The sequence below is a fragment of the Allobosea sp. BE125 genome, from assembly GCF_031456075.1.
GTDB lineage: Bacteria > Pseudomonadota > Alphaproteobacteria > Rhizobiales > Beijerinckiaceae > Allobosea.
Genome location: NZ_JAVDTY010000009.1, coordinates 141799 through 155926, shown reverse-complemented (window position 1 = coordinate 155926; position 14128 = coordinate 141799). Strand labels below are relative to the sequence as shown.

Genomic DNA, 14128 nt, shown 5'->3' with positions numbered 1-14128 from the left:
CACCGGGGCTCCGCTCGGGAAGCCGGAAGGCATCTGAGCGCTGCATTGGCCGAGACGCCTTCCGAGGCGCGCCATCCGCAATTGGAAAAGACGGCCGCCATTCGTCAGAAGATCCAGCGGACCGCGGCTCCAGCGTGGAGGCGGGTGCCGTTCTCGTCCCCGCCGATGAAGCCGAGGCCGGTCATCGTCCCGCCCTGCCCGCGAAAGGCTTCATTCTGCTCGATTGCGTTGCGACCGTAGCCGACCACCACGGAACCGTCGGCATTTGTTCCGATAGCCAGGCTTATCGGCGCCACCACGCCTCCGCCGATGAAGCCGAGGCCGGCAAAGCTGGAGGTCTGAGCCTGACCCGCGCATGGCCAGACAGCCAGGGCGGCAAGCGCCCATATCATTCGAGCCGACATCATGTTCCGCCCCCTGCCGCGTGCCGTCCATTGCACAGCAAATGATCAAGCTGTCGCCGCCTGATCAGTTGATCAAAGCCACGGATATTCCGCAAGGGAAATACAATCAATAGCTCCGTTTGCATCCGTTCAATACGCTAGTTGACATCGAATTTGCTTGGATTGACGCGGTTAGCGCGGATCGGCCGGTATCGTTCGAGGGCGGCGGCCGCTGTCGGAGCAGGCCGACCAGCATGGGCGCCTCAAGACCGTTTCGATCGCAATCGAGGATTGGTCGATCCCGAAGTCGGGCAACAGCTGACATGTGGTTTCAGGCGGGTGACGATTTCGCACGATGTGTGTCACGAAGGGACGAGCCGATTGTTCGACGCCGGTTTCACGATCGAGCAAGTTGCGTTGGTCACTGGTCACAAAGATTGGAAGACGCTGCGCCGCGATACGTATCCGGAATCAATGCACTTCACGCCCTATTTGTCGCGCGCGCAGCGCAGGCGCGGCCGCTGTTCTCAGCCTGCGGGAGCAGAGACGTTAGGGCACTGGCCGATGCTTCCATGATCTGTCAGATCTGGTATCCGCCGTAATACCACCCATTCCCCATTCCTTGAGTAGCCAATGAGTAGAGTTCGTAACAACAACTTTCGATTGCAAGTCCTGCGATGGATTGCCATTATGAAGTAGGAAGCTGACAACTTTTTAGCCAGGCTTTCGTCTCGGTGCAAAAAGGGGGGGCCTTTTGATGCTGTTCGGATCACCTCGTAGGAAAGGCACGCGCCTGTTAATCGGACGGGCGATAATCAAGGCATGGCGGGGTATCGGCTTCACCACATTTACAGCTCTGAAGGGCACAGGCCTGATATTGCTTTTGATGTTCTTGGGAAATCTGATTTTTCATTCTGCTCGCGGCATCCCCTATCGCGCGCTTGATCCCGACTCGAAGGAATGCCGCACGATCGCGGTAGACGGCACCGACGTTCTCGCACCGGCCAACCCCGCCTCTCCCCAACAGAAGCTTCAGATCGCTAACGATGAATGGGAGGCCATCAGGGTCATGCCCGAGTTCCGCACTCGCTTGTCATGCGCGGTGCAACGCCACATCATTCACGGCTATAAGACGCCTTCAGGCCGAGAAACCGATCTTGAATATAATCTGGCATTTCTAGAATTTCAGGAAGATGGGAAACCTTACGCAGTTCGTGAACTTTGCGAAAAACCAAGCGATGCGTGCAGGGACGAGGGGTTTGGCCTGGTTCGCCTCGGGGAGCGCTCGCAACTCAATAGGATACTGGCAACACTAAACGGCCCAGAACCGCAATATGTAGTCGTCTTTATTCATGGCTGGCGACACGACGCCAGCATTGGCGACAGCAACGTATCGGAACTTAGGCAATACGCCGCACATGTGACGCGTTTTCTTGAAGATCGGCACGATCTTGATCCCACCCAACCCAAACCTCGCGTTACAGCCCTGTTTGTCGGATGGCGCGGAGCGCGAACCGACGAAACCTGGCTTCGACATCGGTTCGGCAAAGTTGGTGAGTGGGTCGGAACATTTTCTGCCATTTTGACTCTGTTCGACCGCAAACCGGTCAGCGAGGCCATCGCGCCGTCAGTTCTCTCGGGGCTGCGTGCAGTTGAATCAAAACTGGGCATGCATAGCAGGAGATCGTCCGGCGACCCCGAGGGCCCAGTCATTCGACCAAATCGTATGATCGTGTTCGGTCACTCGCTCGGCGGGAACCTGCTTGCGACAGCTTTGCAAGACGACCTAATCAAAAAAGTTGAACTCCATAAGCCAAACGACACCATGCAGCCGGTTCTCGGTGATCTGGTGGTGCTGCTAAATCCGGCCGCGGAAGCAAAGAAATGGACAGATGTTCAGCGAGCGGTATGGAGGAAGCTACCTATCGCTGAAAACGAGCGCAGGGTTCACAACGAATATGAGCGCTCCAACAGATTTTTTAGATCCGATCAGCGTCCAGTCGTCGTATCCGTCACCTCAGCGCTGGATTGGCCGCCTGGTGGGAGACGAGCACTGGATTGTGTTTTACCAACTCCATTGCCAACAAGCACTCCAAATTCGCCCGCATCGACGTCGACCGCCACTCCTAAACTGTCATCCGAGCAAATAAACTCTGCGAATAACCAGGCGGAGAAAAGTGACCAACTGGTGTTGCGAGGAGTTGATTACGATTGGGCGACTTATGACATGTTTCCGGCATTCAAGGGCGATTTGCGACCAATAGCTGACAGTCTCATACGTATGGCAACTGGCCACGATCCCCACAATGAGTGCGATCACGTCAAGGATTCGTGGTGGCGGTCCGCCATCAATCTCCCGGTCATTGGAATTAGCGCGTTTATGCGGGTTTTGCCTTTCACGCAGACTGACCCTGAGCAAACTCGGACAATCGGAAATCTGGACCCGCCCCGCGCGCCAATGGGTTCCCTCTCGAATTACTATGTCAGCGGCCGCCCGTTTGGTACGACACACGAGCTTCGAGGGCTGGAAAGCAACGTGGCCAGGCCCCCCCGCAAATTTCCCAACACGGGCAAGAACCAATCGAACGAGTTATCGCGAGAGGTCCCGCTCGATTACGAGGAGATAATCGGGCCGAATGCATCTTGCCCGATTGCAGGAAATTGGCTGTCGGCAGCCAGGAGAGTAATGACCATAAAGGACCCTGGAAGTAGCGGGATGTACTGGACGAGCATCGATTCTGGAGAGTCGGCGCCTGCTCTTCAATTTATCCACGGCTTCAGCCTCGGCGGCGTGGCGGCGATCACGCGAGCAAATGACCCATTCTGGAATATGAGGGCCTTCGATACGGCGCTCGCAAGGCATGATGGCTACATGCTATCATCATTCATCTGCGCGATGAACCAACTTGTAATGGATCAGATTACCCAACCATGAGTGTTGAGGAGCCATCACGTGATTGGCCGAGCGCTGAGCGAGACGGAGCGTCTGGATATGATCGAATACCTCAAGACGCTCTAGGTGTGAGCGGTCGGTGAAGCCGATGATCGGGTGTGGTGCAGTCTCGTGAGATCTTGATCCCGGGATCTTCACCCTAGGATGTCCGCGACGATCTTGCGCAACTCCGCCCGGCTAAGGCCGCAGGGCTCAGGCTTCCAGTTCGGATCGGACTTTGGGGTTGCGGCGGTTGCCGCGCTCGTCATGTTGGGGCGCGAGCGCCCGGTTGCAGGCTTGGTTTGGGAGATATGATGCATAAGAATCCATTCGCGACGCGGCTAAGCCGCGCAGCAGTTGCGTTTTAGGGAAATCGGCGTGCGCCTAGGCGCAGCGGCACGCTGCATTCGGGCAGCGGTCAAACTTCGATGAATACGGCAGCGGGCTCCGCGCTTGATAGGCGCAACTGAAGCCGGCCGAACGAATCGTCGCCGATTCACAATCGGTAAGGGTACAATGTGGCGAATTCAAGCGCTGGTTCGAGTAGCAGCTTTCCGCCCAGCGCCATCGGCAATGCGCCGTGGGTCAAGATATCGCAACTGAAACTGCAGAACTCGCAACTGCTAGCCAAAGCTGGCGCCTGAAACCAGCCTCACCAGCGTATCAGGCGCGGAAAGGTGAGCGCGCCCAGGCAGGCCATAATCGCGATGGCGAGCGTGTACCAGGTCGCCAGGAATGGCGCCGCATCGTCAGGGCAATGCAGGCTGTACGCCACCGTGGCGAGGCCGGCCGAGGCAAGGCCGGCGCAAGCGCCGGTGAGACGCCTGTTCGTCGGGGCGCCCCGGCGCGCCAGCAGCAGCAGGACGACGAGAGGACACAGCGCATAGAGTGGCACGGCGATGAGGCAGGCGCGCCAATAACGGCCGAAGACCAGCGCGCTCCACTGCTCGCTCGGCGCCTGGTTCAGGGTCAGCAGGGCCCAAGCCGCCACCACCAGCAGCGGAACCGCGACCATCGGCAGGAGCCGCGCCGCCTTCAACCCGGGACGCAGGCTCCTCTGAAACAGCACGAGCGCGATGGTCGCGACGCTGGCGCCGAAAACGGCCTTGGCGATGACCGGCAGCGTTGTCCAGGCGCGGGCGAGATCGTGCCGCGTGCCGAGCGTGACGAGGACGAGCCCGACCGTGACCGCAAGCGCTGCGAGCGCGGCGATCCCGGTCGCGCGCCTCAGCCAACCGGTATCCACCGGCTGGTGGCTCGCGGCCATGAGGGAGATCAGGTCGTTGGTTTGCATGAGTGACCTTGGGTCTGCATGTCTGATCTTATCGGTTCTGATCGTGCGGGCAGGTTCGGTTCAGGAGGGAATTCGCGGCAAGCCGGCGAAAGGTTACGGCGCATCGATCTTGCATCGGGCTCATGCCGGTCGTGTCCCACGCTTCGACAGGAACTTGGCCATGGCCTGCAAGCCGCGATGGATCGCGACCTTGGCCGCCGTCTCGGTCATTCCCGCGGCGTTGGCTGCCTCGGCCACGCTTGTCCCTTGAAGCTTGACCCGGTCGATCAGAGCGCGCGTGCGCTCCGGCAGAGCCTGCATCGCGCGTTGCAGATCGAGCCTGGCATCCGGGGCAGCGCTGTCGGGCGCGGCCAATTGAAACACCTCCTCGTCGATCGGCAGGTTTGCGGCGTGACGGCCGCTGCGGCGCAGATGGTCGACGAGCTTGTAGCGTGCGATCGCATGCGCCCAGGCCGTCACCGGGCTTGCGGGATCATAGGTGTGGCGGGAGAGATGCAGGGCCAGCAGGGTCTCCTGCAGCACGTCCTCGGCCTCGCTCGGCTCGCTGCGGCCGGCGCGCGCCAGCATCTGTCTGAGATAGCCGCGCAGACGCAGGCTGATCGTGTCGAGGAAGAGCCGATAGGCCGCGGCATCGCCGGCCAGGGCAGCCAGGAAGACGGGGCGCAGCTGCGTTTCGAGTTCGGCGAGCGACAAGGCTGTGCGCTTTTTTGGGGATGGCGAGGCAAATTCCGGCTTATTCCGTCGCACGCCGTCACAGGGCTCACAAGCCCGTGATCTGGCGATGAACCCCGCTGGCCTACTCTATAGGCTCGCCCCTGCGGGAGGCGCTCTGTCGGCGCGCATGCACAGGAGCCTCGGACATGAGCGCGAGGGATTTGGCTGCGGGACAGCCTCTTGCCCGGTGGCTGGTGGCGCTTGCCGCCACCCTGGCTGCTACCCTTGCCGCCACCTTTGCCCTGACCGGCCCTGCGCCGGCGCAAAATCCGGCCGAGCGCAAAGCTGTCGATTCCTGCCCGACCGAAGGTGGCTGTCTGGTCGATGCCGGTTCCTACCGCATCATCCTGCCGCAGGTGCCGGCCGGGCGGCGCAGCGGCGCGATCCTGTATTTCCATGGCTATCAGGGCTCGGCCGACGAGACGATCGCCGATCAGGGGCTCGTCGGCGTGGCGCAACGCCTCGGCGTCGCCCTGATCGCGGCCGACGGCATGGGCGCAGAAGGCCTGGGCCGCACCTGGTCCTATCCAGGTTCGCCAGGTCGTAACCGCGATGAGTTCGCCTATGTCGGCCACGTTCTCGACGATGTCGCACGGCGCTTCCCGGTCGACCCCGGCCGGATCATGGCAAGCGGCTTCTCGCAGGGCGGATCGATGGTCTGGTATCTGGCCTGCCGGATGCCGGCGCGCTTTGCCGGGTTCGCGCCGATCGCCGGCGCCTTCTGGGAGCCGCTGCCGAGCGGCTGCGCCGGTCCGCGCCCGAACCTGATCCATGTCCATGGCGTGAGCGACACCACCGTGCCGCTGGCCGGGCGCAGCTTGCGCTCCGGCTACAAGCAAGGCGATGTCTTCAAGAGCCTGGCGATTCTGGCGCCTGGCGGCTGCACCGCGTCTTGGGCGGCAGATAATTGGGCAGCAGACGCTCGAGCCGCCGACAGGGAAGCGCCTGCCGATCCTCCTGAGCTCACCTGCAGGTTGGCGAGCAACTGCGACGGCCCGGCGCGGCTTGAGCTCTGCCTGCATAGCGGGGGCCACATCGCCTCCGCCGCCTGGGTCGAGCGCGCCTGGAAGCTGATCATGCCGCAGGAGGCGCCGCCCGCGCGCACCGGCGCCAGCCTCACATTTCCGTGAAGATGTAACCGCAGCGCCGGCCGCTGCGATCTCTCTCTCGCAGCCACCGACGCGGCCTGCCGGAGACCCTGCATGCGCCACGCGACGAGTTCACCAGAGAGCGCCGAGAACACAGTGCCCGCGACCGCAGCCGGCCCCTCGCCGCAAGCGTCGAAGCGGCCGCGCGACGAGCGGCTCGACTTCTTCCGCGGCCTGACCATGCTGATCATCTTCGTGGCGCATCTGCCGGAGAACAGCTGGAACGCCTTCATCCCGGCGCGCTTCGGCTTTTCCTCCGGCGCGGAGCTCTTCGTCTTCTGTTCCGGCATCGCCAGCGCTCTCGCCTTCGGCAGCGTCTTCGTCCGGCGCGGCCTCCTGCTCGGCACGGCGCGCATCGCCTACCGGATCTGGCAGGTCTATTGGGCGCAGCTCGGCCTCGTGCTGGCGCTGATCGCACTCGCAGGCCTGCTCGACCGCGCCTTCGGCCTGGCCGAGCTCGCCAGGCAATTCCCGCCGCTGCTGAGCGACGCGGAGACCGCGCTTGTCGGCCTGGCGACCCTGACCTGGCAGCCCGACTATCTCGACATCCTGCCGATGTACCTCGTCATCCTGGCGCTGGTGCCGGTCATGATGGTGCTCAGGCGCCTCCACGCCGCCCTGCCCTTTCTGCTGGCCGGTTTGCTCTACGCGCTGGTCTGGACCGAAGGACTCAACCTGACCGGCAATCCCTGGAACGGTGCCGGCTGGTTCCTCAACCCCTTCGCCTGGCAGCTCGTCTTCTTCATCGGCTTCTTCATCGCGATGAAATGGCTGCCGGTGCCGCGGCTCGGCGACAGGCGATTGATGCTGGCCGCCGCCGGCTTCGTCCTGCTCAGCGTGCCGCTCTCGTTCTGGGGCATCCTGGAGCACTGGCCGGCCGCGCAGGCCCTGCGCGCGCTGATCATCCCCGAGGCCGAGAAGAGCAACCTGCATATCCTGCGCGTGCTGCACTTCCTGGCCCTGGCCTATCTCGTGCTGAGCCTGATCGAACCCTGGCGCCAGCGGCTCGACAGCGGCGCGGGCCATCTCCTGATCCTGATCGGCCGGCAGTCGCTCGCGACTTTCCTCGCCAGCGTCGTGCTGGCGCGCCTCGCCGGCACGGCCGCCGATATGCTGGGGCGCGGCGAGGCCAGCGTCGCGCTGCTCAACCTGTCAGGCTTTGCGCTGATCCTCACGGTTGCCGCCATCGTCGGCTGGTTCAAGAGCCAGCCCTGGGCGCGGCCGGCGCCCAAGCTGGAGCCGAAGCCCAAGCCCGAGCCGACGCGGCGCGACGAGCCGGCCCCAGCCGCAGCCCTGCCAACACGCGTCCGTGAAGCGAGTTGATGTCCGTTTGAACGGCGCCCTGCGAACTCCCCGATGAGCGCCCTGTTGGGCGCGACAATGGAGCAGCCTCATGTATCACGATCTCTCCTGTCATGATCTTTCGGGCGACCGCGTCACCGTCGGCAACGACGCTGCAAGGCTGGCCTGGAACGACACGCTGGAGGCGCTGCTGGCGCATGCCGCGGCGACGCCCGAGCATCTCGCCCGCACGCTGGAGGCCGACCCCGGCTTCGCGCTCGCTCATGCGGCCAAGGGCCTGATGCTGCTCTCGCTGGCGCGGCCCGAGCTGCTCGGCGCGGCGCGCGACTGCCTGGCGAAGGCGCAAACCGCCATGACGCAGCGCCCGGTGACGCGGCGCGAGCGCATGGTCACCGAGGCGCTGGCGCTCTGGCTCGCAGAGGCGCCGCGCCAGGCGGCGCAACGCCTGGAGGCGATCCTCGAGAGCCATCCCCTCGACGTTTTGGCGCTGAAGCTCTCGCACGGCCTGCGCTTCATGCTTGGCGACCAGGCCGAGATGCTCGCGAGCCTGCGCCGCGTCGCCCCCGGCTTCGCGGACAGCCATCCGCTCAGCGGCTATGTCCATGGCTGCTACGCTTTCGCGCTGGAGGAGCAGGGCTTCTATGCCGAGGCCGAGCGCACCGGGCGCCGCGCGGTCGCCCTGAGCCCGCGCGACGCCTGGGGCCGCCATGCGGTGGCGCATGTGCTGGAGATGACCGGCCGCAGCGAGGAGGGCGTCGCCTGGCTCGGCGACAGCCGCAACTGGGCTCATGCCAATAATCTGCGCTTCCACATCGTCTGGCACCTCGCTCTGTTCCGGCTGGAGCGCGGTGAGACCGCTGAGGTGCTGCGCCTCTATGACGAGGACATCCGCGGCGAGCAGACCGATGACTACCGCGACATCGCCAACGGCGCCTCGCTGCTGGCCCGGCTCGACTATGCCGGCGTCGATGTCGGCTCGCGCTGGGAGGAGCTCGCGGCCAAGGCCGAAAGCCGCGTTCATGACGGCCGCCTCGTCTTCGCCGACCTGCATTACGCGCTCGCGCTGCTCGGCGCCGGCCAGCACGACGCGGCGGAAACCATCGCGCGCGGGCTGGTCGAGGATTGCCAGACGCATCCGAGCGGCGAACGGCGCGAAGCCGCCCGCAACGGCGCGCTCGCGGCGTTCGGCCTGATCGCCTTCCATGAAGGCGATTATGCCGAGGCTTCCCGCCTGCTCGGCAGCGCCCGCAGCGGGCTTGTCGCCATCGGCGGCAGCCATGCCCAGCGCGACCTGTTCGAGCAGGCCCATATCGAAAGCCTGATCCGCTCCGGCAATCATGACCGGGCCAACCACATCCTCAGCGAGCGCCTCGCCCGGCGCGGCGGCTGGAATCTCTACGCCAGCCGCAGGCTGACACAGCTGCACAGCCGCCCGAGCGGGCGTACCGCCGCGCTTGCGGTCGCGGCCACGCCACTTGCCATCGCCCACTAGTCCCTTGGACCCCTTGGATCCCTCGCGACAGGACCTCATGCCATGACCACCGCCACCATGACCCGCGGCTTTGCCCTGCCTTCGACGCGTACCGTGCTCAACCTCGCTCTCGGCGGCTTTGCCGCACTCGGTTTCTGGGAGCTGTTCTCAGCCGTGCCGACCGCCTGGTTCGCCGAATATCCGCTGGAGCCGCCGGAGCTGGTCAAGTCGCTCTTCGCGCATCAGCTCGGCCTCACCATCTCGACGCCGACGGCCAAGCTGCTGCACTTCACCACCGGCTTCCTGTTCTACCCGCTCGGCTACTACGGGCTGACCCGCTGGGTGAAGAGCTTCGGCATGCCGGCCGATGGCTGGATCTGGGGCGTGATCACCTATTTCATCGCGCTTGGCTTCTTCGCGCCGCTCGCCGGCCAGCATTTCCTGCTCAACGACGTGCCGCGCCTCTCCGTCATGAGCCTCATCGGCCACGCGATCTACGGCTACCTCGCGGCCTATGTCTTCGAGGCGCTGGAAGCGCGCAGGGCCTGAGCCCCGGCAGGACAGGGAGAGACGCCATGCTCGACAGGCGAGATTTCATGCGACTGCTCGGCCTTGCGGTGGTGCCGCTGGCGACAACCGGCTGCTGGGCCGAGGCCCGACAGCCGGTCAATACGCTGGGCTCAAGCGAAGGCGTCGCCATCCGCGGCTATGATCCGGTCGCCTATTTCCGCAATGGCGGCCCGCGCCTCGGCAAGGCGGAATTCTCGGTGCGACACGACGGCGCCACCTGGCGCTTCACCAGCGCCGAGCACAAGGCCTTGTTCGAGGTCGATCCGCAGCGCTACCTGCCGGCCTATGGCGGCTTTTGCGCCTACGGCACCTCGCGGGGCTATCTCGTCAAGATCGAGCCCGAGGCCTGGTCGATCGTGGATGGCAGGCTCTACCTCAACTACGACCTCGGAGTCCGCAAGACCTGGCTGGCAAAACCACAGAGCTACATCGCCAGGGCCGACGCCAACTGGCCGAAGCTGGAGCAGGATGCGAAAAACTGAGAACCGGTTTTTCGTATCGATCCTGCCCTCATCGACGAGCGGGTTTGGAAATGCCCGCCCTCATGCTGGGAGCGCTGCAAGCTTCGTCTCGAAGGCGTTCCAGCGTGCATGGGAGCCTCCTGGAGTATCCTTCGATCGGCATCGGCGTTGCGGTGCGATTGGGACGCGGCCAGGGCTTCCGGAATTCGGGCAGGCGGATCGAACCCTGAGGGGGAAGTCTGTAGACTTGCCGAGGTTCCTATCTGCCCGAAAGCGGAGATTGGCCGGGCAATCCAGCTAACTACCGTAGACACGGACATAGTCGACCCGCAGCCGAGCCTGTTGATCTTCTGGTCTGAGTGGCTGCGGAAATGGGACGTCGGTTCGCAAGGCGAGCGTAATCAGGGGCCAAAAAACATCGCTCTGCGCATCCATCTCGCTCGCACGCCCGATCCGCCACGCGAGCGCGGCGCCGGTCTTCGGATCACGGATCGGCTTGCGCTCGAAATAGAGCACGCAACGATCGCCGTCGATCAGCCCGCCATAGCGGAAATAGCCGCTGGTGAGATCGACTTCCGTGGGTACGCCGACCCCCTCGTGCCGCTCGCCCGGCTGCCCCCATTCGTGGAGATAGGCGCCGTAGAGCCTATGCTCCCAGCCCTTGTGCTCGACGATGTCGATTTCGACGCTGGTCTGCGGGAAGAGGATGCTGCGGCCGTTCATCAGCCAGAAGGCCGGGAAGCTCAGCGGATGCGCCGGGAACCACATCCGCGCCTCGAAATAGCCGTTACGCCAGCCTCGCAGGATCGTCCCGTCCCGGCGTGCCGTCTGGAGATTGCCGGAAATCCACTGGAACTCCGGCAGCGCGTTGCCGTAATAGGCCGGCACGTTCATCGTTCGTCCGAGATAGCGTGCCGAAATCTCGAGGGCGTGGCCTCCGGAGGCAAGCGGATCGGCGACGATCGCATAGGGGTCGAAACCCTCCTCGCCGCCGCGCCGGCTGAAGGCCGAGCGACCATAGAATCCAGGTTCATGGGTGGTCGCCTTGGGGCCGGCCTGCCAGATGGCCGGATCGAGGCTGGCGAAGGATTCATCGAAGATGAGCTTGCGGCCGAGCGTCGGATCCGGCGCATCCTGCTGTGCGCCCGCCGAATTGGGGCGGCCGCCTGCCGCTGTCGCGAGAGCCGCGGCTGCGCGCAGGAACGTCCGGCGAGACGGCATGATCGGCATCGCTCATCTCCATGTGGCTGTCAGGGCGCCGCAAGCAGCTCCCGCGTCTTCAATTCGTACGGGGCAGTGCCGAGCCGGCCCTCCGGCCGAGCTGCAGGATCGCTTCATCGTAGAGGTCGAGCGTCTCGCGGGCGACGCGGGCGATCCTCAGATGGTCGATCCGGAACTGGCTTTTCTCGCGCCAATCACCGATCGCGCCAGGGACTGCGATCAGGTCGGACAGAGCGGCGGCAAGCGCCTCGGGGTCGCGGGCCGGAACCAGCAGGCCCGCTTCCCCGCCCTCCAGCAATTCGGGAATGCCATCAACCTGCGTCGCGACGATGGCGCAGCCCGCCTCCCTCGCCTCCGGCAGGACAAGCGGCGCGGGATCGGCATGAGAGGGCAACACAAAGATATCGGCGCCGCGCATCCAGGGGAAGGGATCGACCTTGCTGCCTTCGAAGCGCACGGCCTCGCGGCAGGACAAACCGGAGACCATGTCGCGGTAGGTCTGCGCGAAAGGTCCATCGCCGACGATGTGCAGGCGCGCCTGCGGATGCCGGCGATGAACCAGATCGAAGGCGGCGAACAGATCGGCCAATCCCTTGCGCGGGTGCAGCCCGCCGACGAAGAGGATGCTTGGCGAGGCGAGTGCGATCGGGGTGGTCTCGCGGTTTCCGACGCGAGCCGAGCCGATGGTGCCGTTGAGAATGACGCGCAGCTTGGCAGCCGGGATGCCGCGCCGGCGCATCGATGCGCCGACCGCGGCGCTGACCGCAATGACACGGGTCCCGAGCCCCATGAGAATCGCGCTCTTCTCGAATTCATTGTGGACCGTCGCGACCAGCGGGATACCGGCGAGCTTGCAGATCGGCCAGGCAAGCACGGCGCTGGTCATCATGTGGGCATGGACGATATCGGCGCCGAACGAGCGGACCAGCCGCCGCAGCGCCCAGGCGGAGCGCAACAGCGTCGCTGCCTTGCGCCGATGGTCGATCGTGAAGACCTTGACGCCATTGCGGGCGAGCAGCGCATCGAAATCGCCCCCGCCGCTGGCCACAGCGACGTTATGGCCGAGTCGGCCCTGCTCGCAGGCAAGGTCGACCGCCGCGTGGACATGCCCGTTCGACTGCGTCGTGTGATTCAGCAAATGGAGGATACGCATGGGCCCATCACGATGCTCGGACCGCCAACTCGCCTGCGCTCGCGCCTCTGCGCCGCTGGACGCAACGGCCTTGCATTTACTGTGCCGAGACCGCGGGAGTGCTCCGCAGCGCCGCTTCGGCCTCGATCGTCGAGACCCTTGCCGTCGGCTGGTAATTGAAACCGCCCTGGCGCCCCAGGGATTCGATCCCGAAGGCTTTCAGGGCCTTGATCGCTTCGGCAGCGCTCTCGTCTGCTCCATTGCGATAGATCGGATAGGCGTTGTCGAGGAGTTGGCTGCCTTCGAGCCTGAGATCGCCGCTAAAGAGTCCGTTCGCCGCGACATGCGCGCGGAAATCCGCCTCGGCCTGGGCGACTGACTTGCCGATATGGTTTGCGATCACCTCGACGCCGAAATACTCGCGCCCGTTCGCGCGACCGTAGAAGTCGGAATACATCGTCAGGCGCTTCCAGGCGCCGTCATAGGAAAAATTGTAGATGATCTCCTCATCGAAGCCGCGCGCGCCGTCGAAGCTGAAATAGAGCGCCAGCAGCGTGATCGTCTCGAGCTCCTGCGAGACCGGCAGGTTGCAGAGTGCCTGCAGTTGCGGGATTGGAATCGTCGAAACGACGCGATCGGCGACGATCGCCCGCCCCTCGCGGAACAGGAGGAAACGATTGTCGAGCTTCTCGATCCGGTCGAGCTTTGCCCCCATCAGGAAGCTGACGCCACGCGCCGATAACGTCGCCGCCGCAGTGGCGTAGAGCGCCTCGAAGCCTTCGCGCGGGCGGGCCAACTGGCAATTGCCCGGCGGCGACGGCTTCCTTCGGCGCAGGCGGCCGAGCATGGCGCGCAGCGAAGCGTGCTCGCTGATCCATTGCATGCGCTTGCGCGCCAGTTCGATGCCGATCTGATCGGACGCAATGCCGTAGAATCGGGTCATGTAGGCGTCGAGGCCCGAGCGGTGCAGCAGCCGGGCCCCAATCCAATGGCGGGCGAACTCGCGGGCGTTGCGCATACGCCGTTTGAAAAGGCGGGCATAGGCCGCCGATGCCAGGATGCGAGCAACCTCGAGCGGCCCGGCGCGCAGGATGTCGTCCTTCACCGAGATTGGATATGCGGTGATGAGGCGCTGCGGATTCAGCCTTGCCCAACGCGGCTGGATAGGCACGTAAAGTGGCAGCAATTCCGGGAAATGCTGCAGCAGCGGCGAGTCGTCCTGGAAAATCAGGCTCCCGATGTCGAAGGTGTAGTCGCCCGACGACCAGGCGATGTGATTGCCGCCGATGTGCGGATATTCGTCAATGACGACGATCCGCCTGCAGCCCTGCTGTGCGAGCACCGAGGCCGAGACCAGGCCGGAGACGCCTGCGCCCAGGACAATGACGTCGCAGCGCTCGGCAGCCGTGCTGTCGGCATCGCCAATCTGCTGGATCACCTCTTCCATTGCCGAGCCTCATTGACCGGGTGTGAACGAAGGCTAGCCCCCCTCAAGATCAG

At 64.3% G+C, this 14128-nt stretch carries 12 protein-coding genes; 6 read left to right on the top strand and 6 right to left on the bottom strand.

Going from position 1 to position 14128, the window contains the following annotated elements:
* Window positions 1–104: 104 nt before the first annotated feature.
* The gene (locus J2Y55_RS20095; protein ID WP_310157211.1) at window positions 105–392 is read right to left on the bottom strand and encodes a hypothetical protein; all 288 of its coding nucleotides are present in this window, start codon (window positions 390–392) and stop codon (window positions 105–107) included.
* Between the two features lie 748 nt (window positions 393–1140).
* On the opposite strand from J2Y55_RS20095, the gene J2Y55_RS20090 reads away from it, so the two are divergent.
* Window positions 1141–3318, top strand: a complete 2178-nt coding sequence (locus tag J2Y55_RS20090) for a hypothetical protein (RefSeq protein ID WP_310157209.1) — start codon at window positions 1141–1143, stop codon at window positions 3316–3318.
* A gap of 649 nt (window positions 3319–3967) precedes the next feature.
* Here the strand turns inward: J2Y55_RS20090 and J2Y55_RS20085 are convergent.
* Together J2Y55_RS20085 and J2Y55_RS20080 are read right to left on the bottom strand one after the other, a co-directional pair.
* Window positions 3968–4609, bottom strand: coding sequence for an NrsF family protein (locus J2Y55_RS20085; protein WP_310157206.1), 642 nt, complete (start codon window positions 4607–4609; stop codon window positions 3968–3970).
* Window positions 4610–4729: 120 nt separating this feature from the next.
* Window positions 4730–5302, bottom strand: a complete 573-nt coding sequence (locus J2Y55_RS20080; RefSeq protein WP_310157204.1) for a sigma-70 family RNA polymerase sigma factor — start codon at window positions 5300–5302, stop codon at window positions 4730–4732.
* Between the two features lie 167 nt (window positions 5303–5469).
* Between J2Y55_RS20080 and J2Y55_RS20075 the strand changes: the two genes are divergently transcribed.
* From J2Y55_RS20075 to J2Y55_RS20055, 5 genes are all read left to right on the top strand, one after another.
* Window positions 5470–6453, top strand: coding sequence for a CE1 family esterase (locus J2Y55_RS20075; protein WP_310157202.1), 984 nt, complete (start codon window positions 5470–5472; stop codon window positions 6451–6453).
* A gap of 72 nt (window positions 6454–6525) precedes the next feature.
* Entirely contained in the window at window positions 6526–7794 is a 1269-nt protein-coding gene (locus J2Y55_RS20070) for an OpgC family protein (RefSeq protein ID WP_310157200.1), read from the top strand.
* A gap of 70 nt (window positions 7795–7864) precedes the next feature.
* Window positions 7865–9265, top strand: coding sequence for a tetratricopeptide repeat protein (locus J2Y55_RS20065; RefSeq protein WP_310157197.1), 1401 nt, complete (start codon window positions 7865–7867; stop codon window positions 9263–9265).
* Between the two features lie 42 nt (window positions 9266–9307).
* Window positions 9308–9793, top strand: a complete 486-nt coding sequence (locus J2Y55_RS20060) for a hypothetical protein (RefSeq protein ID WP_310157195.1) — start codon at window positions 9308–9310, stop codon at window positions 9791–9793.
* A 26-nt stretch (window positions 9794–9819) separates the two neighbouring features.
* The gene (locus J2Y55_RS20055; RefSeq protein ID WP_310157193.1) at window positions 9820–10296 is read left to right on the top strand and encodes a YHS domain-containing (seleno)protein; all 477 of its coding nucleotides are present in this window, start codon (window positions 9820–9822) and stop codon (window positions 10294–10296) included.
* A gap of 276 nt (window positions 10297–10572) precedes the next feature.
* Here the strand turns inward: J2Y55_RS20055 and J2Y55_RS20050 are convergent, their stop codons facing one another.
* From J2Y55_RS20050 to J2Y55_RS20040, 3 genes are all read right to left on the bottom strand, one after another.
* Window positions 10573–11505 carry a glycoside hydrolase family 16 protein gene (locus tag J2Y55_RS20050; RefSeq protein ID WP_310157190.1) on the bottom strand — a complete coding sequence of 311 codons (933 nt, stop codon included), beginning with the start codon at window positions 11503–11505 and terminating at the stop codon, window positions 10573–10575.
* 49 nt (window positions 11506–11554) lie between these two features.
* Complete coding sequence (locus J2Y55_RS20045) at window positions 11555–12649, bottom strand: glycosyltransferase family 4 protein (RefSeq protein ID WP_310157187.1); 1095 nt, start codon at window positions 12647–12649, stop codon at window positions 11555–11557.
* Window positions 12650–12725: 76 nt separating this feature from the next.
* Window positions 12726–14075, bottom strand: coding sequence for an FAD-dependent oxidoreductase (locus tag J2Y55_RS20040; RefSeq protein ID WP_310157185.1), 1350 nt, complete (start codon window positions 14073–14075; stop codon window positions 12726–12728).
* Between the last annotated feature and the right edge of the window lie 53 nt (window positions 14076–14128).